The sequence below is a fragment of the Photobacterium chitinilyticum genome (assembly GCF_004104355.1).
Taxonomy (GTDB): domain Bacteria; phylum Pseudomonadota; class Gammaproteobacteria; order Enterobacterales; family Vibrionaceae; genus Photobacterium; species Photobacterium chitinilyticum.
The window spans coordinates 34,811-53,848 of the sequence record NZ_RJLM01000009.1 but is presented as its reverse complement, the minus strand read 5'-3'; the positions used below and the strand labels follow the sequence as shown (position 1 = coordinate 53,848).

Below are 19,038 nucleotides of genomic sequence, written 5' to 3'. Positions count from 1 at the left end.
GTTTTTGTTACATTCTCTTTATTTAAGAACGCGATAGCATGATTTCTAATCGCGAGCCGACACGTTGTGCCTGATCAGCGATACCGCCAATCCACTCGAGAATTTTGTACAGGAACATGACATCCACCGGACTGTATTGGTCTTCGATGGACATTAGCTGTTGACGTAATTGAATCTGCAGGGTGTCGGTATCATCTTCGATGACATCAAGCTGATTAATCATTTCAGCAACCAGGGTCACTTCTCTGCCCTTGAAGCCTGTTTCCAGCAACTCATCCAGCTCGTTGATAACACGACTGGCCTGACTGGCTGCATCAAGGCAACGTTGAACATAGGCAACGAAATCCGGGTACATTGTGGTAGGAATTTGCAGCTGACGCCCCAAGACTCGACCAGCGATATCTTTGGACAGGTTAGCAAGCTTATCCTGTTGGGTTAGAAGGCCTAGCATGTCAGTACGATCGACAGGCATGAAAAGACCACGAGGAAGTTTAAGGCGGATCTCACGCTTCAACACATCCGCATCTTTCTCAAGCTGCGAGATCTGTTCACGTAAGTTCGATGCTTTATCCCAATCTCCGGCATGACATGCCTCGAAAAAAGGAACAAGCAGTTCGCAACATTCATTTACACGAGTAACATGACGTTGCAGAGGTTTGATTGGGGATTTAGCAAAGAGCCCCATAATTGTATTTACTGGCATAGCTGAACAACCTAAAGAGCGCCTAAAGAGGCTAATTCTTGAGCGATGGTCACAGAGGCGCGCATGTTAACGTATAAGTTAGTATAGGGGAACTATTTTTGATCAAGGTTTTGTCGATATTTCATGCTTGCCCCGGAGCGCAATTGCAAATATCCTTGGTTTGCCACTGTTTATAGGTATAACTATGGAAACCGAGATAGAACTGAAGTTTTTCGTCTCACCAGAATTTTCGAGTCAACTATTACACAAAATATCTGACGCGAAAATTCTGCAGCAAAGTAGTCGGATGTTAGGCAATGTCTACTTCGACACCCCAGGCCAAATTCTTCGCCTGCACGATATCGGCCTACGGGTCCGTCGTTTTGATGACGTGTTTGTTCAAACCTTGAAAACAGCAGGGCGAGTGGTAGCAGGATTGCACCAGCGTCCGGAATACAATGCTGAAATCAATGGAACTGATCCTGATCTCTCCCTGCATCCTGCTGATGCCTGGCCGGAGAGTATGAATGTTGCTGGCGTACAGCAGCAGCTTGCCCCGCTATTCTCTACTGATTTTCAACGCCAGCAATGGCTTGTCGCAATGCCTGACGGTAGTCAGATTGAATTGGCTTTTGATCAGGGCGAAGTGAGTGCCAACGGGCAAACCAGCCCGATTTGCGAAGTGGAGCTGGAACTCAAATCTGGTCAGACGGATGCGTTGTTTACGCTCGCCCGCGAATTGTGCGCCGAAGGCGGTATGCGCCTAGGCAATCTGAGCAAGGCGGCCCGTGGTTATCGTCTGGCTGCGAACTATCAGGGCGACCAAGTCAAACCGCTATCGTTTGTTCCGGTTCAGCCTGCTGAAAGTGTCGAGACGGTGTTTGTCAAAACCCTAGAGCATGCGCTCGAACATTGGCATTACCACGAGCAAATTTTTGCGGAACGCCAGGAGCTACCTGCCCTCTACCAGATCCATCAGGCGCTGGGCCTTATTCGCCAGGCATTGGTGATGTTTGGTGGGATGATCCCGCGTCGTGCCAGCGCATTGGTGCGCCAGGAATTACAATGGTTGGAAGGCGAGTTGGATTGGCTGGAAGAATTTGCCAGCATTGAACAGTTGCTGGCAGACAAAGGCCATATTCTGAAGAAGCTGAATGCGCGCAAGGATCTGATGAAGCAGCTACAGGCGCGACAGCAAGCATTGCCTGACGTTGACGAACTGATGCAGCTGTTGGAGTCTTCCCGTTATTGTGGCCTGCTGCTTGATCTCAGTCGCTGGATTTTGAGCCGGGGTTGGCAGCCATTCCTTGATGACAAATCTCGCGAACGTTTGGCTGGTGATATCAAGTCATTCTCCGATAATTTACTGACTCGGTCTTGGGAAGAATTGGCCGATGTGTTTCCGGCTGAACGTCAGCTGAGTCGGGTTGATTACCTTGATCAGCAGCCTCGCCTGATTCGTAACCTGATGAGTGGTCTCTGTTTCGCCGAGTTGTACGATGAAGAGAAGCGTGCGGGCTTTAGAATGCCGTGGCTGGATTTATTGCGCGGTATGGAAGATCTTAGACAACTAGAGCCAATCAGGCTACTACTGGATCAGCCTGAAGACGAAGACCGACGCCAAATTGAAAAGTGGCTGAATCGCAAGGAAGAGTCACTGCTTCATGCTATGGATCAGACCCGCCAGATAGGGATTGAGCTAGCGCCATACTGGCCATAGTACGTTGATATGCAGTTTGGTATATAGGATAAATGTCTGTAAACGCCCTGCTATTGCGGGGCGTTTGTCGTTTTCTCGGAGCATTTTGTTCTCTCGGCGTTTTCATTTTCCTCTCTGGGTAGCCGTTGTTCGAGCTGAGCGAGACGTTCGAGAAGTCGTTGCTGGTTGTCTAGCATCTGTTGCCACTCTTTCTCGTGCCGGCGGGCATCCAGTTCTTTTTTCTTGGTCGGATCCGAAATAATGGCGCTGACCAAACCCGCTACCATTCCAAATAAACCGACACCGCAAAGAATAATCACTGCCGCCAGCATTTTCCCGAGCGTTGTTACCGGATAATGATCACCATAGCCCACCGTCGAGATAGTAACGAAAACCCACCATAGCGCATCGCCTGCAGAATGAATGTTGGATTCAGGGTCATTGCTCTCCAGCATCAGTATCATTGCCGAGCCGACGGTAACCAGCACGGTCAACAACAGGAAAATTGTGGCAACGGTGGCCTCGCGGCGGTTGTTGCGAATGTTGTTGATAATGTGATGACTGGACCGGAGTAGGCGGATCACACGGAAAATTTGGACAATACGGGCAAAGCGAAGTGCTTCAATAACAGGAATGCTGGCAATGAAGTCGGGCCAGTGGTGTTTGAGATAATTTATTTTGCTGTTGCTGCGGGCCAAATCGGTTAGTAACTGGCACCAGAAGAGCAAACAGATGAAGGTATCAATTCCCACAAACAGAGTGTAAACCCGGTCTGTTTGCGGAATAAATATTAAGCTTGTCACAACGGCAAGCGACATGAAGGATAAGATTAGGGCCATCAGGCTCATAGGATTCAGTTCATGTTTGACCGCGTCGATCTTTTTCATCATTAAATTTTCGCAATTACCTGCCGACCTATAGAATATCAGTTATTGTTTTGAGCTTAAAAATAAATCATAGCCAACTGCGGGGTGGGTAGTTTGGACGTGAGCCATTACTCAAAGCGATGGCACCCAGAACGATTATTTCCCTACGGTAAGTAATCATCATTTTTGGGGCTAGCGTACTTATTAATATGGAGATTCCAAATGGCAAAGATGGTTTTTAAACCCTGGGAAAAGGGCCTGACCAATATTCGGCTGGTGCCGAAGCTGGTGCTGTTGATGGTATTCAGTACCGTTTTGCTGATCGGAAAGCAGTTGTGGGATGCAAGTGCCTTTTATCAGTCGGTTGTTGGTATTCAGCAGGATCATTCTCAGGAGCTTGCTGAAGCCAATGCGGCAATGCTGACAACATTTTTGTCTCAGGGCGAGGCAGGGAAAGCACTGGCGGAACAAGCAATCGATGCCCAGGCCAGCAGTTGGAATCCAGGGGCGTACCTGTATCTTGTCGAGCGTGATAGCGGCAGGTTATTGGGGCACCCGCAAGCGCGAGCAGTCAACGAGCTGACTGCTGTGATGGAAAACGGCAATAGTCTATCCGGCTTTCTGAATCAATTTTCAGGTGCGGGTCGCTTGGCATTCGATAACCAGGAACGTTTTGAATATGCTGTCGAGCTGCCACAGTGGAACTGGCTAGTTGTTGCCTCGCAGTCAGCTTCTGAGGCCGAAGCGTATTACAGTGACTATCTGCTACAGGTCGTCTGGCAGACGGCGTTGATGATTGTCGCCTTTGTGGTGATCCTGCTGAGTGGCTCTAGCGTCATGCTGCGCCAGACCCACTACCTTGCCGACAATATCCAGCTGCTTGCTGCTCGTAATTTGTCACAGCCTATTGAGATGGAGTGTCGTGACGAGTACGGCGACCTGGCTCGCGAGCTGGAGAAGACCCGGACTCAATTGCATGATGTGATCCGCAGTCAGCGAGATGCTGCCTCAGAGCTCTCAGGGTTGGCCGAAGTGATGTCGATTAGCATGATGGAGACCAAGGAGTCAGCGCAGGAAGAATTCAATGAAATTGACCAGCTGGCCTCGGCGATGAGCGAGATGACGTCGACGGTCCAGACTGTCGCGGATCATGCACGCGAAGCATCGAATGCCACCGAGGGAACCTCAGAGCAGGCGAGCCAGGGGCAGCAGTTTGTCTCTCGGACGATTGGTACAATCAATCAGCTGTCTCAGGATATCAGCCAGTCGGCAAACGCCGTTAGCCAGGTTGAGGAGCGCGTTGATCAAATTGGCAGTGTGATTGTTACCATTCAGAGTATTTCCGAGCAGACGAACCTATTGGCACTTAACGCAGCCATCGAGGCTGCCCGCGCCGGTGATGCAGGCCGTGGTTTTGCTGTTGTTGCCGATGAAGTGCGAAATCTGGCCCAGCGTACCCAGCAGGCGACGGTTGAGATCCAGGAGATGATCTCGTTGCTGCAAAATAGTGCCCAGCAGGCTGTCGGCCTGATGGAGCAGAGCGTGGTGGAAGCGGCCGAAGGGGTTGAACTTGTTACCAACGCCGGCGGTGAGCTGGATAAGATTGTCGATCAGGTTCAGCGGCTTAATGATATGAACTTCCAGATAGCATCTGCAGCCGAGCAGCAGAGTTCCGTGGCCGATGAAATGAACCAGAACCTGACCAACGTGCGCGAACTTGTCGAAGCTTCGGTTGTGGTGGTAACGGAGCTGTCGGAAACGTCGGACACAATGCAGAATCATGCAACAGAGCTGGAAGGCAAGATCCAGGCATTCCATGTCTAACTACCGAATATAACGACAGCAACGTTCTCGGAACGTGACTTGGATAGCCGACAACGCCCGCTAACTAGTGGGCGTTGTGCTATGTTACTGCTAATACAGCTTTACTCCCGAGAGCCAACCCGCTTTGCCGGGGAATTGAATAAAGGAATCGCAATGACCCAGCCAGCCCCACTGATTGCCGCTGCCGACAAGGCCGTCGAAAAAATTCAGCATGCCCATCCTGAACAATTGGCCCAGTGGCCGGCAGAACGCCTGCAGGAATTGCGGCAGGTGCTTGGCTGTAGTGACTTTGTTTCCGCCTCAATCATACGGGATAGCCAGTTACTACCTTGGCTTGCAGAGCATGTTGATGATAAAGAACATGTGAGTCAGTACCGTCAGCAGTTGGCCGACAAGCTATCTGCCGCAACGGATGAAAACAGCCTGATGCGCCAGCTTCGGGCTTTTCGCCGTCAGGAGATGGTTTGGATTGCCTGGCGAGATTTTACCGGCAAGGCATCTCTGCCCCAGAGCCTGCAACACCTGTCCCTGCTGGCCGAAGCCTTGATGATGGAAGCCTACAATTGGCTGTATGCCCAATGCTGCAAGGAATGGGGGACTCCTATGAACGCGCAGGGAGAGGCGCAGCCAATGCTGATCCTCGGGATGGGCAAGCTCGGTGGCGGTGAACTGAATTTTTCCTCGGATATTGATCTGATCTTTACCTATCCGGAGAACGGAGAAACCCAGGGGGGACGACGCAGTTTGGCTAATGCCCAGTTCTTTACCCGGCTGGGGCAGCGATTGATCAAGGCGCTGGATCAGCAGACTTACGATGGCTTCTGCTATCGGGTTGATATGCGTTTGCGGCCGTTTGGCGACAGTGGTCCTTTGGTGATGAGTTATGCGGCACTGGAAGACTATTACCAGGAGCAAGGACGAGACTGGGAACGCTACGCGATGATCAAAGCGCGGGTGATGGGGCGTGAAAGCTTCAGCCAGTATCAGGAGCTGCGTCAGATGCTGCGACCTTTTGTGTTCCGTCGCTATATTGATTTCAGTGCGATCCAGTCGTTACGGCGAATGAAGTCGATGATCAGCAGTGAGGTCCGCCGCCGAGGGCTGAACAACAACATCAAGCTTGGAGCCGGCGGGATCCGCGAAGTAGAGTTTATTGCCCAGTCATTCCAGCTGATCCGTGGTGGCCGGGAACCTAGCCTACGTCATCGCGGGTTGCTCAAAACGTTGACGGCGATGAAGCAGCTGGCTCTGCTGCCGAAAGCACAGGTAACCGATCTGGAGCAGGGGTACTGCTTTTTGCGCAAGCTGGAAAATTTGCTGCAGGCTATCGATGACAAGCAGACCCAGACTCTGCCGGACAAACCGCTGGATCAGCACCGCCTGGCCTATGCGATGGGGTATGCCGACTGGCCGGCCCTGCAGGCCGCAACCAACGGGCATATGGATGCTATTCACCAGGTGTTTGAAAACATTATCGGCACCGAAGATGAAGAGGTGCAGTCAGCCGCTGGCACCCAATATCATGAGATGTGGGCAATGGTGAAGAATGAGGAGGTACTGCTCAGTATTCTTGACGAATTGGCGGCACCGGAAGGCGCAAGTCAGGCCAGCACCTTATTGGGCATGAAGGCGGAATTATCCAAGCGTACATTAGGTCCTCGTGGCAGAGAGGTGCTGGCAAAGCTGATGCCGGAGGTACTGTCACGGATAGTTTGTCGTCCGGATGCCGCGCAGGTATTGGGTCGGGTTACGAAACTGATTGTTCGGGTCGCGACCCGGACGACCTACCTTGAGCTACTGAGCGAGCATCCGGCAGCACTGGATCAGCTGGTGCGCCTGTGCGCAGCGAGCCCGATGGTGGCCGAGCAGCTAACCCAGTACCCTATTTTGCTTGATGAACTGTTGGATCCCCAGCATCTCTATAATCCGACACCACTGGACCAATACCAGGATGAACTGCGCGAGTATCTTGCCCGGATCCCGGAAGAAGATATGGAGCAGCAGATGGAGGCTATCCGACAGTTCAAGCAGGCGCAGTTGCTGCGTATTGCCGCAGCCGATATTGCCGGTGCGCTGCCGCTGATGAAAGTCAGCGATCACTTAACCTTCCTTGCTGAAGCCATTATTGGGGCTGTGGTCAACCAGGCCTGGCTTCAGATGGCCGAAAAATATGGCGAGCCTTCCCACTTACAAGACCGTGACGGCAAAGGATTTGGGGTATTGGGCTACGGCAAGGTCGGTGGCTGGGAGCTCGGGTATGGTTCTGATCTCGATCTGGTTTTTCTTCATGACTGCCCGGCCGATGTCTATACCACCGGAAAGAAAGAAATTGATGGCCGCCAGTTTTATCTAAGACTGGCGCAGCGGATTGTGCACCTGTTCTCGACCCGAACCTCGTCCGGCGTGTTATATGAAGTGGATGTGCGCCTTCGTCCGTCCGGTGCATCCGGCTTGCTCGTCAGTACCATGGAGGCCTTTGCCGAGTATCAGCAGCAGGAAGCCTGGACCTGGGAGCATCAGGCGTTGGTTAGGGCGCGGTTGGTATATGGTGATACACCACTGCAGCAGGGTTTTGCCAAGGTGCGGCAGACTATTTTGATGCAGCCTCGCGAAACGGCTGTACTGCAGCAGAAAGTGGTTGAGATGCGTCATAAGATGCGTGAGCACCTCGGTAGCAAAAAAAGCGGGATGTTTGGTCTCAAGCAAGATGAAGGTGGGATCACCGATATTGAGTTTATTGCCCAGTATCTGGTATTGCAGCATGCCTGCGGCGAGCGGGCGTTGACGCGTTGGTCTGATAATGTCCGCATTTTCGATACCATGGCAGAATGTGGGATCCTCAGTACTCAAGAGGCACAGGCGTTAAAGCAGGCTTATTGCCATATGCGTGATGAAATTCATCGGCTTAACTTGTTGGGGCTATCGGCCTATGTGACTGAAGATCAATTTGTTGCCGAGCGTGAGGTCGTACAGCAGATTTGGCAACATTATCTTCAGCAGGAAAGGCGATGAAAGGTAAACAGCCCCGAGGCTTTGTGTTAGTATTTCTCAGTTTTTTCTTCTCAGTTTTTCTACCCCGGAGATAATAATGAAACTGACTCTTCCTGATTATGATCAAGCAGGTGTTTTGGTTGTTGGTGATGTCATGCTTGACCGTTATTGGTATGGACCAACCGGGCGTATCTCGCCTGAAGCGCCTGTGCCTGTTGTTAAGGTAGATCAGATCGAAGAGCGTCCGGGCGGCGCGGCCAATGTGGCAATGAATATTGCAGCCCTGGGAGGCCATGCCCGATTGGTTGGCCTGACGGGGATCGATGAGCCGGCGAAAGCGCTGACTGAAAAATTATCATCGCTGGATGTGCGCTGTGATTTCGTCTCGTTGCCTGATTATCCGACGATTACCAAGTTACGGGTGATGAGCCGTGGCCAGCAGTTGATCCGCCTGGATTTCGAAGAAGGCTTTCATGACGTCGCCGCCGACATGATCCTGCCGCGTCTAGAGCAGGCACTACCGAATGTCAAAGCGATGATCCTGTCGGATTATGCCAAGGGCGCACTGGAGCATGTCCAGGCGATGATCCTGATGGCACGCAAGGCCGGTGTTCCGGTGATGGTTGATCCTAAAGGGGCTGATTTTGAACGTTACCGTGGTGCTACGCTGCTGACGCCTAACCTTTCTGAGTTTGAAGCTGTGGTCGGTAAGGTCAAGACAGATGAAGAGCTGGTTGAAAAAGGCCTTGGCTTGATTGAGCAGTTTGAGCTTGAGGCGCTGCTGGTTACTCGTAGCGAGCACGGCATGACGCTACTGCAAAAAGGTCAGGAACCTCTGCATATGCCGACATTGGCGCAGGAAGTGTATGACGTAACCGGCGCCGGTGATACTGTGATTTCTGTGCTGGCGGCGTCGCTGTCGGCAGGCAAGTCACTGTCTGATGCCTGCAAGCTGGCCAATGCTGCTGCCGGTGTGGTTGTTGCCAAACTGGGAACATCGACGCTATCAACGATTGAGCTGACCGATGCGATTCATGGCAGCCAGGACAGCGGCTTTGGTGTAATTGCCGAAGCCCAGCTCAAGCAGGCCGTTAGAGTGGCCAGAGCGCGCGGCGAGAAGGTTGTGATGACCAATGGTTGTTTTGATATTCTTCATGCCGGTCATGTTGCTTATCTGAATGAAGCGGCAAAATTGGGGGATCGCCTGATTGTAGCTGTCAATTCAGACAGTTCTGTTCAGACATTGAAAGGTCCGGGTCGACCGGTCAATCAGGAAGATCGCCGTATGGCGGTATTGGCCGGATTGGGTGCCGTTGACTGGGTGGTTCCGTTCAGCGAAGAAACCCCGCAGCGCCTGATCAGTGAAATTCTACCGAGCCTACTGGTCAAAGGTGGCGACTATAAGCCGGAACAGATCGCTGGAGGCCAGGAAGTGGTTGCTGCTGGTGGCGAAGTTCGAGTGCTGAATTTTGAAGATGGTTGTTCAACGACTGAAATCATTGAGGCTATCCGTGGCGGGCGAGGCTAACGTCTCGACTTTTGGTTAAGCCGTAAGCCGCACAAGAAAAAAGCGCCATCTTAGATGGCGCTTTTTCGTATATTTGTCTTTTTTCAGCTTATTTGGCGTCAATCAGACCGGTGTTTACATCCAGGATGTCTTGCTCATTCAGTGAGCCGACAGCCTGTTTCAGTCTTAGCTGGTTGATGATGTAGTCATAACGCGCATTGGCCAGTTGGCGGTTTGCATCGTATAGGCGACGGGTTGCATCCAGTACGTCAACAATCGTACGGGTACCGACATCAAAACCGGCTTCGGTGGCTTCAAGTGCCGACTGAGCAGAGATGACTGACTGCTGATAAGCACGAAGGGCACCGATTGATGCATTGATGTTGTTATAGAAAGCACGAACATCTTTAACAACACTACGGTATGAGCCTTCTAAATCTTCACTGGCAGAGATATAGCTAAACTGTGCCTGTTTGACTTCAGAGGTTGTACGGCCACCGGTGTATACCGGTAATTCCAGGTTGATACCTGCTGTCAGCGTACCATCATCAGTTGTCGGCTTCTTGTCATCGTAGTTGTAACCGGCATCAAACGACAGGGTCGGCAGATGGCCAGATTCCGCCAGAGAAATCTGATCTCGGGCGACATCTTGCGTAATGCGTGCTGTCAGCAGGCTGAGGTTTTCGGTCTCTGCATCTTTGATCAGCTCTAGCACCTTGCCCTGTGGGCGGCTTGCCGAGAAGCGACCGGTATCCAGGATGTTCAGATCGGTATGCTCCTGGCCGGTAATCTCACGCAGCCCCTCATAGCTGTTGGTCAGGGCGTTGTCGTTCAGGATTTCATCTGCCAGAACAGTATCATATTGCGCCTGGGCATCATGAACATCGGTAATTGCCGACAGTCCTACTTCAAAGCGTTGTTTGGTCTGCTCAAGTTGGCGGCCAACCGCTGCTTTTTCGGCACGGACAAACTCGAGATCATCCATCGCCCGCAATACCGCAAAGTAAGCATCGGCAACACGCAAGATCAGCCCTTGCTGAGATGTTGCATACGTGGCGTCGCTCTGGCGCGCTTGTTTCTCGCTAATGTCGAGGTTTATCCAGCTGGAGCGATTATAGAGAGACTGGCTTAGTGTCAGGCCGCCATTAAATCCCTCTGTATCACCGTCCATACGTGACACATTATAGCCGGCAGCTAGATTGATTTGAGGAAGCAGCTGACTGCGGGATGAGTTAATGGCTTCAAAAGCTGCATCTTTATCGGCAGCAGCACGAAGCAGCTGAGGGTCGTTTTGTTTGGCTTGCTGGTAGATATCGGCTAAATCATCAGCCAGTGCTGCCTGGCTGAAACCGCCAAGCGCAACGCTAATAATAAGCGGAAGCAATTTTTTCATGGATGCCTTTCCTGGTCCTGACAAAAAAAAGAGATCAAAGCAATCAGTCTATCTGAAGAAACCTTGCCTGAAACTGATCGTTGTTCATTTGTACTTAATTTTACGCTGTTTACTTAATCATATGTGATTGTAATCTATCCAACTACAAAAAAGGACTTAAATAAAATCATAATATTTGTCATAAATGTTGAATTAAATCATTGATGCCAGCCATTTTGAATGAAAAGATATACGGCAAAGGGAGATGACATAATGAGTAACAAGTTGCCTGAAGACTCGGCGCTGGGTGTTTATAGCAAAGATGATGTTGAAATTTTGTCGACAGAGACGCTGTATCAGGGATTTTTCAGCATGGTGAAATATCGTTTTCGCCATAAGCTTTTTGCCGGAGGCTGGAGTGAGCCGCTAGAGCGGGAACTGTTCGAGCGTGGTCATGCCGCGGCTTTGTTACCTTATGATCCGGTTGAGGATAAAGTTGTTTTGGTCGAGCAGTTCAGAGTCGGTGCCATGGCCGCAGATTGCTCCCCCTGGCAGCTTGAAATTGTGGCCGGTATTATCGAGCCCAATGAGACTGCTGAAAATGTGGTCAGTCGCGAGGCAGTAGAAGAAGCCGGTGTGACGGTCACTCAACTGGAGAAAATCACCCGTTACCTGTCGAGTTCCGGCGGTTGTTCCGAAATGCTTGATGTGTTTGTCGGCCGGGTTGATAGCAGCAAGGCACAGGGAATTCATGGCTTGGCCCATGAGGGCGAAGATATTCGTGTGCATGTGGTATCACGACAGGAAGCATACCAGTGGATTGAATCTGGTAAAATTGAGAATGCAGCCTCAATCATTGCGCTACAATGGTTGCAGCTAAACTATTTAGGTTTACAGGCTAAAGCTCAATAACCAGTCCATTGGTTTAAGGACACCGATTGAATAAAAGATATACCGTTGATTTTGCTGGAATCATGCGTTTATATGAAACGAACTATGCGAATCTGCTTCCATTACTGCCAAAAACTGACAGGGTGGGGGATGAATGTGTGTATAAAGTTTTTGAGCATGAGTACCAGTTGAGAATCACGGAGTCGACCCGCTACACAACAGTGATCGAACTGTGGCAGCGCGCTGTCGGGGAGCTCCCGGATTACCTGATCCCCCGATTGACTGTGCGGTTATACCACGATGCCAGAGTGGCAGAAGTGTGTACCGCTCAGCAGATTTCTCGGCTTAAGCCGAGGTATGATTACCCCAATTTGCGGATGCACCAAAAAGATGAAAAACATCAAGTGAACCGCTTTTTAGGTGACTGGCTGGCCTATTGCCTGAAAAATGGGATCAGCAAACAATCGGTTTGTTAACAGTATTAGATAAACAAGGTTTTTGACGTTTTGCAGATGTATTCTCTGCCTCAGACGAACCCAGATAGTGTGGTTCTCCTTCAAATCACCGATACCCATCTATTTGCCAATGAGGCAGGTAGCCTGTTGGGCGTCGCGACCAAAGACAGCTTTCATGCAGTATTGGATGCTGTAGACACTGCTGCGCGTCCGTTTGACGCCGTGGTGGCGACGGGTGATATCTCACAGGATCATAGCGAACTGTCTTATCAGCGTTTCTGCGACGGTATTTCTCGTTGGCCGCAGCCGTGTTTCTGGTTGCCGGGCAACCATGATTACCAGCCAAGTATGAGCTCGGTATTGCCGTCACCGCAAATTAAGCCCTGCCAGCAGGTACTGGCGGGCGATCACTGGCAGGTGATCCTACTCGATAGCCAGGTACAGGGTGTTCCCCACGGGGAGCTTAGTGAAGCACAGCTTAAGATGCTGGATCAGGCGTTAGCGTCTCATCCTCAGCGTTATGCATTGGTATTGTTGCACCATCACCCACTGGAAGCGGGCAGTGCCTGGCTTGACCAGCATAAACTTCAGAATGCTGATGCCTTTTGGCAGGTTGTTGATAAGTATCCGCAGGTTAAGGCGATACTGTGCGGCCATATTCATCAGGAACTGGACCGTATTCACCATGGGGTGCGGGTATTGGCGACGCCGTCGACTTGTATTCAGTTTCAACCGGATTCTAATGACTTTGCGCTCGATAAACTCAACCCGGGCTGGCGCTACCTTGAATTGATGGGCGATGGCCGGGTCTTGACCTCGATTTCCCGGTTACAGGGGCGTTGTTTTACTCCCCAGTTTGACGCGGGAGGGTATTAAATGAAGTCTTTATTACTTTATATTCATGGCTTTAATAGTTCTCCGAAGTCACTGAAAGCGATGGAAATGGCGGAGTATTGCCGTCAGCACCGTCCGGATATCCGAGTTGAGATCCCCCAAATGCCGTGTTACCCGGCTGAAGCGGCAACGTTTATAGATAACCTTGTCAGCTCACTGCGGCAGGATTATCAAATTGGATTGGTGGGAAGTTCATTGGGGGGCTATATTTCAACATGGCTCAACCACCGCTACCAGCTTCCGGCAGTGCTGGTAAATCCTGCCGTCAAGCCTTATGAGTTGCTGGTGGACTACCTCGGTGAGCAGGAAAATCCTTATACCGGTGAACGCTACCGGCTTGAGGCTAAACATATGGATGAGCTGAAGCAGATAGATGTGCCTGAGATAGAGGCGCCAAAGCTGTTTTGGCTGATGCAGCAGGAAGGGGATGAAGTCCTCGACTATCGTCAGGCGGTGGCAAAATACGCAGCCTGCAAACAAACAGTGGAACCGGAAGGCGACCACAGCTTTATTGGTTTTGATCGTTTTCCTGCCGAGATCATTAAGTTTCTAGGGCTATAAATCGTTAATTGGCGGGCAATCGCTGATTGACGGCTGATGGAGTCCGACTCACAATTGTGGGCATTATCCTCGACCTCAGCTTGACAACCGGGCTGGGGTTACTGACTATTGTTGCAAAAATATTCTCGTAAACTTCCGTAAATATGACAGATCAAAGCTATAACGCTGGAGCCATTGAGGTTCTCAATGGCCTTGAGCCAGTACGCCGCCGTCCCGGTATGTACACCGATACGGTAAGGCCCAACCACCTTGGGCAAGAGGTTATCGACAACAGTGTCGATGAAGCATTGGCCGGCCATGCCCGCAAAGTTGAAGTTATCCTCCATGCAGACCAGTCACTTGAAGTCATTGATGATGGCCGAGGCATGCCGGTGGACATCCACCCCGAAGAAGGGGTTTCCGGTGTTGAGCTGATCCTCTGCAAGCTCCATGCCGGTGGTAAATTCTCGAACGACAATTACAAGTTTTCTGGGGGCTTACACGGGGTCGGTATCTCCGTCGTTAATGCGTTATCTAAACGGGTTGAAGTCTCGGTAAAGCGTGACGGACAGATTTATCTGATTGCTTTTGAGCATGGCGATAAAGTGTCAGAACTGGAAGTAGTCGGTACTTGCGGGCGCCGTGCGAAAGGTACCCGCGTACATTTCTGGCCTGATGCCAAGTACTTCGACAGTGCGAAATTCTCGGTATCCCGCTTAAAGAGCAATTTAAAGGCCAAGGCGGTTTTATGCCCGGGACTTGAGATTGTCTTTACGGATAAAAATACTGATGAAACCCTTCGTTGGTGTTATGAAGATGGTCTGAAAGACTATCTGGCCGAAGGTGTGAAGGGATATACCCTGTTACCGGAAGAGCCGTTCACCGGTGTCTTCCGCGGTCAGACCGAAGCTGCTGACTGGGCCTTGTTGTGGTTGCCAGAAGGCGGTGAGCTGATCACTGAAAGTTACGTTAACCTGATCCCGACGGCGCAAGGCGGGACCCATGTCAACGGCCTGCGTCAGGGACTGCTTGATGCGATGCGTGAATTTTGTGAGTTCCGCAATATGCTGCCACGCGGTGTAAAGCTGACAGCAGATGATATCTGGGATCGCTGTGCTTATGTATTGTCGGTGAAAATGCAGGATCCGCAGTTTGCCGGGCAGACTAAAGAGCGCCTCTCTTCCCGTCAATGTGCTGCGTTTGTTGCTGGGGTGGTGAAAGATGCCTTCAGCCTGTGGCTGAACGAGCGTCCTCAGCTGGCCGAACAGCTTGCCGAAGTGTGTATTGCCAATGCCCATCGCCGTATGCGTGCTAGCAAGAAAGTGGTGCGTAAGAAAATCGCTTCTGGCCCAGCCTTACCAGGTAAGCTTGCGGATTGTTCGCAGCAGGATCTCAACCGTACCGAACTGTTTCTGGTGGAAGGGGACTCGGCTGGCGGTTCTGCCAAGCAGGCTCGTGACCGGATGTTCCAGGCTATTATGCCGCTGCGTGGTAAAATTTTGAATACTTGGGAAGTGTCGGCAGATCAGGTGCTCGCTTCACAAGAGGTGCACGACATTTCTGTGGCGCTGGGCATTGATCCTGATAGTGATGACTTAAGTGGCTTACGTTACGGGAAGATTTGTGTCTTGGCGGATGCGGACTCCGATGGTCTTCACATTGCTACCTTGCTTTGCGCACTGTTTATGCGCCATTTCGAGTCGCTGGTTCGTGCTGGCCATGTTTATATTGCCATGCCGCCACTGTACCGAATTGACCAGGCTAAAGAAGTGTTTTACGCACTTGATGAAGCCGAGAAAGATGGCATTCTTGAGCGTTTGAGCAGTAAGCGCGGTAAAGTCAATGTACAGCGATTCAAGGGATTGGGTGAGATGAACCCGCTCCAGCTGCGCGAAACAACGATGGATCCGAATACTCGCCGCCTCGTTCAGCTAACCATTGATGATGATCAGCAGACCACCGACATGATGGATATGCTATTGGGCAAGAAGCGCGCAGAAGATCGCCGTCACTGGTTACAAGACAAAGGTGATATGGCTGAAGTGTAAGAGTATCGGTACTGGTTAAGTGCCCCTTACGTTGCGTCATTATCTCAATAGAACATGCATGCTGGCGGCCACCCAAGCGTTGCCAGCGGCGAAGAAATACTGAACGGAATACCCCACGATGACTGATGTCTCAATGGATGGCGTTGAACAGCTTCCACTAAGGAAGTTTACCGAAGACGCTTATCTGAACTATTCCATGTACGTAATCATGGATCGTGCCTTGCCGTTTATCGGCGATGGCTTAAAGCCCGTGCAGCGCCGTATTATTTACGCGATGTCAGAACTGGGCCTGTCAGCGACGGCAAAATACAAAAAGTCGGCCCGTACTGTCGGTGATGTGCTGGGTAAGTATCATCCTCACGGTGATTCGGCATGTTATGAAGCCATGGTACTGATGGCACAGCCGTTCTCGTACCGCTACCCTCTGGTTGACGGTCAGGGTAACTGGGGTGCACCGGATGATCCTAAGTCCTTTGCAGCGATGCGTTATACTGAATCTCGCCTGTCTCGTTTCTCTGAAGTCTTGTTGAGTGAGCTTGGTCAAGGTACGGCTGACTGGCTACCAAACTTCGACGGCACGATGAAAGAGCCGAAGATGTTGCCAGCTCGCCTCCCTCATATTCTGCTAAATGGCATTACCGGTATCGCGGTCGGTATGGCGACGGATATTCCGCCGCATAACGCCCGTGAGGTGGCTGATGCCGTGGTGCATCTAATTGATAATCCGAAGGCGGATCTCGATGACATTATGGGCTTTGTCAAAGGACCGGATTATCCAACAGAAGCTGAGATCATTTCCCCTGCGTCGGATCTGAAGAAGATATACCGTACCGGTAAAGGCAGCGTCAAAATGCGTGCGGTATGGCATAAAGAAAACGGGGATATTGTCATTACCTCGTTGCCGCACCAGGTATCCGGTTCCAAGCTATTAGAGCAGATTGCCGCGCAGATGCGGGCGAAAAAGTTGCCAATGGTTGATGACCTCCGTGATGAGTCTGACCATGAAAACCCGACTCGTATTGTGATTGTGCCACGTTCGAATCGTATTGATTGCGAACCGTTGATGAATCACCTGTTTGCCTCTACCGATTTAGAAAAAAGCTTCCGGGTTAACTTGAATATGCTGGGCCTTGATGGTCGCCCGCGTGTGAAAGGCCTGGCGACAATTCTTGCTGAATGGATAGAGTTCCGCCGTTCAACGGTACGTCGTCGCTTGCAGTATCGTCTGGACAAGGTGATAGCACGTCTGCATATCCTTGATGGTTTGCTGGCCGCCTACCTCAATATTGACGAAGTGATTGAGATCATCCGTACTGAAGATGATCCGAAAGCCGAACTGATGTCCCGCTTTGAACTCAGCGCTATTCAGGCGGATGCTATTCTTGAAATCAAGCTACGCCAGTTGGCGAAGCTGGAAGAAATCAAGATCCGCGGCGAGCAAGATGAGCTATCAAAAGAGCGTGAAAAGCTAGAAAAACTGCTGGGCTCAGAACGTCGACTTAATACATTGATTAAAAAAGAGATCCAGGCAGACGCAGAGAAGTATGGTGATGATCGCCGCTCTCCGATTGTTGAGCGGGCTGAAGCGAAAGCGCTGACAGAGCGTGATTTGATCCCGAGCGAGGCTATTACGGTGGTGCTATCCGAAAAAGGGTGGATCCGCCATGCCAAAGGCCACGAGGTGGATCCTACGTCTCTCAGTTATAAATCGGGGGATGGCTACCTGACCCATGCCCGCGGTAAGAGTAATCTACCAGCCATATTCCTTGGCTCGGATGGCCGAAGTTATGCTCTGGAATCCCATTCTTTGCCCTCGGCGCGTAGCCAGGGTGAACCGATCACCGGGCGTCTTAACCTGACTCCGGGATCGAATATGCGCCAGGTGATGATGGCTGATGACGAGCAACTGTGGTTGATGGGGTCGGATGCCGGTTATGGCTTTATTTGCAAGACGACCGATATGGTCTCGAAGAATAAAAGCGGCAAGGCCCTGCTGACGGTTCCCGAGAGTTCAGAGGTGATGCCACCTCAGCCGATCAATAACCTTGATCAGGATGAGATTCTGGCGATTACCAATGAAGGCCGAATGCTGTTGTTCCCAATTAAAGACTTGCCGCAGCTGGGCAAAGGTAAAGGGAATAAGATTATCAATATTCCTGCCGCCCGCTCTAAGGCCCGTGAAGAGTTTCTTTCTCAGTTAGTTGTTCTTCCGGCGAATGGGCATGTCACTATCTATGCAGGAAAGCGTAAGCTTGGGCTTAAGTCTTCGGACCTAGATAACTTCCGCGGTGAACGTGGCCGTCGGGGTACGCTGTTGCCACGAGGCCTGCAACGCGTCACGCGGATGGATATTGAGCAACCCGGATCGGCGACTGACGATTAAACTCTACAGTTGTGATGAATGACAACAAAAGCCCTCTAAATGAGGGCTTTTTCATTATATTGAAGCCATAGTCAATAAATTGTGCACTTAGAGGGTGTAATTTCCCGTTGCCTAAGTATACTAGCGAACGCTTGTACGCTGAGGAGATTTCCATGATATTTTTATTGCGCATGGTCGCTGTCGCAATTTTTGCAGTTGTCATGTTTGTATTTGGCTGTGGCTACTGTTTGTTGAGCCCGCGCAACCCGAAGAATGTTCATATCGTTGGTCGCCATTTTTGCAAAATGGCCCGAATCTTCGGGATCAAACTGGAACTCCGCTATGCTGAAGGATCCGACGATGTCGGGGCCAGCATTTATGTTGCCAATCACCAGAACAACTATGATTTGTTTACGGTATCTGGTGCCATCATGCCTCGCACCGTAACGGTTGGTAAGAAAAGCCTCGCTTGGATGCCGCTGTTTGGCCAGCTGTACTGGTTGACAGGTAATATTTTGATAGATCGTGCGAACCGGAGCCGAGCGGCTGGCACAATCGGCCAGATTGTAGAGAAAATCAAACAACTTCAGGTGTCGGTGTGGATGTTCCCAGAAGGAACCCGCTCTCGCGGCCGCGGCCTATTGCCGTTCAAGACTGGCGCATTCCATGCAGCGATTGGTGCAGGTGTTCCTGTTGTTCCTATCATATGCAGCGCTACCGATCATGTAAAAATGAATCGTTGGGATAACGGCGTGGTGATTGTTGAAGTCATGCCGCCGGTATCGACCGAAGGCTACACTAAAGAAGATGTTCGCAAGTTATCGAACCAGTGCCGGACTATCATGGAAAATAGATTGGCAGAGCTTAATGCCGAGGCCGTTCAGCGTTCGGCCTAACAGTGGGTAGT

The 19,038-nt window shown here is 51.0% G+C and carries 14 protein-coding genes; 11 read left to right on the top strand and 3 right to left on the bottom strand.

The window, feature by feature from the left end; all coding sequences use genetic code 11:
• Positions 1–22 precede the first annotated feature (22 nt).
• Positions 23–703 (bottom strand): TIGR00153 family protein, encoded by a 681-nt coding sequence (locus EDI28_RS18720; RefSeq protein ID WP_128785414.1) that lies wholly within the window; start codon positions 701–703, stop codon positions 23–25.
• A 184-nt stretch (positions 704–887) separates the two neighbouring features.
• On the opposite strand from EDI28_RS18720, the gene EDI28_RS18715 reads away from it, so the two are divergent.
• Positions 888–2,402, top strand: coding sequence for a CYTH and CHAD domain-containing protein (locus EDI28_RS18715; protein WP_128785413.1), 1,515 nt, complete (start codon positions 888–890; stop codon positions 2,400–2,402).
• A 50-nt stretch (positions 2,403–2,452) separates the two neighbouring features.
• Here EDI28_RS18715 and EDI28_RS18710 read toward each other — a convergent pair whose 3' ends face one another.
• Positions 2,453–3,268 carry a potassium channel family protein gene (locus EDI28_RS18710; RefSeq protein WP_128785485.1) on the bottom strand — a complete coding sequence of 272 codons (816 nt, stop codon included), beginning with the start codon at positions 3,266–3,268 and terminating at the stop codon, positions 2,453–2,455.
• Between the two features lie 201 nt (positions 3,269–3,469).
• Here EDI28_RS18710 and EDI28_RS18705 point away from each other — a divergent pair, with 201 nt between their 5' ends.
• From EDI28_RS18705 to hldE, 3 genes are all read left to right on the top strand, one after another.
• Complete coding sequence (locus tag EDI28_RS18705) at positions 3,470–5,071, top strand: methyl-accepting chemotaxis protein (RefSeq protein ID WP_128785412.1); 1,602 nt, start codon at positions 3,470–3,472, stop codon at positions 5,069–5,071.
• Between the two features lie 153 nt (positions 5,072–5,224).
• Positions 5,225–8,083 (top strand): bifunctional [glutamate--ammonia ligase]-adenylyl-L-tyrosine phosphorylase/[glutamate--ammonia-ligase] adenylyltransferase, encoded by a 2,859-nt coding sequence (glnE, locus tag EDI28_RS18700; protein WP_128785484.1) that lies wholly within the window; start codon positions 5,225–5,227, stop codon positions 8,081–8,083.
• 76 nt (positions 8,084–8,159) lie between these two features.
• Positions 8,160–9,590: a bifunctional D-glycero-beta-D-manno-heptose-7-phosphate kinase/D-glycero-beta-D-manno-heptose 1-phosphate adenylyltransferase HldE gene (gene hldE, locus EDI28_RS18695; RefSeq protein WP_128785411.1), complete on the top strand. Its 1,431-nt coding sequence runs from the start codon at positions 8,160–8,162 to the stop codon at positions 9,588–9,590.
• Between the two features lie 88 nt (positions 9,591–9,678).
• Here hldE and tolC read toward each other — a convergent pair whose 3' ends face one another.
• Positions 9,679–10,962, bottom strand: a complete 1,284-nt coding sequence (tolC, locus tag EDI28_RS18690) for an outer membrane channel protein TolC (RefSeq protein WP_128785410.1) — start codon at positions 10,960–10,962, stop codon at positions 9,679–9,681.
• 252 nt (positions 10,963–11,214) lie between these two features.
• On the opposite strand from tolC, the gene nudF reads away from it, so the two are divergent.
• The 7 genes from nudF (at position 11,215) to EDI28_RS18655 (ending at position 19,027) form a co-directional block, all read left to right on the top strand.
• On the top strand, positions 11,215–11,853 hold the full coding sequence (nudF, locus tag EDI28_RS18685; RefSeq protein ID WP_128785409.1) for an ADP-ribose diphosphatase: 639 nt from the start codon (positions 11,215–11,217) through the stop codon (positions 11,851–11,853).
• Positions 11,854–11,879: 26 nt separating this feature from the next.
• On the top strand, positions 11,880–12,308 hold the full coding sequence (locus tag EDI28_RS18680; RefSeq protein ID WP_128785408.1) for a DUF1249 family protein: 429 nt from the start codon (positions 11,880–11,882) through the stop codon (positions 12,306–12,308).
• Between the two features lie 30 nt (positions 12,309–12,338).
• On the top strand, positions 12,339–13,163 hold the full coding sequence (cpdA, locus tag EDI28_RS18675) for a 3',5'-cyclic-AMP phosphodiesterase (protein ID WP_128785407.1): 825 nt from the start codon (positions 12,339–12,341) through the stop codon (positions 13,161–13,163).
• The gene (gene yqiA, locus EDI28_RS18670; protein WP_128785406.1) at positions 13,164–13,742 is read left to right on the top strand and encodes an esterase YqiA; all 579 of its coding nucleotides are present in this window, start codon (positions 13,164–13,166) and stop codon (positions 13,740–13,742) included.
• Between the two features lie 143 nt (positions 13,743–13,885).
• Positions 13,886–15,769 (top strand): DNA topoisomerase IV subunit B, encoded by a 1,884-nt coding sequence (gene parE / locus EDI28_RS18665; RefSeq protein WP_128785405.1) that lies wholly within the window; start codon positions 13,886–13,888, stop codon positions 15,767–15,769.
• Positions 15,770–15,887: 118 nt separating this feature from the next.
• Entirely contained in the window at positions 15,888–18,152 is a 2,265-nt protein-coding gene (parC, locus tag EDI28_RS18660) for a DNA topoisomerase IV subunit A (RefSeq protein WP_128785404.1), read from the top strand.
• A gap of 152 nt (positions 18,153–18,304) precedes the next feature.
• Entirely contained in the window at positions 18,305–19,027 is a 723-nt protein-coding gene (locus EDI28_RS18655; protein ID WP_128785403.1) for a 1-acylglycerol-3-phosphate O-acyltransferase, read from the top strand.
• The last annotated feature ends 11 nt before the right edge of the window (positions 19,028–19,038 follow it).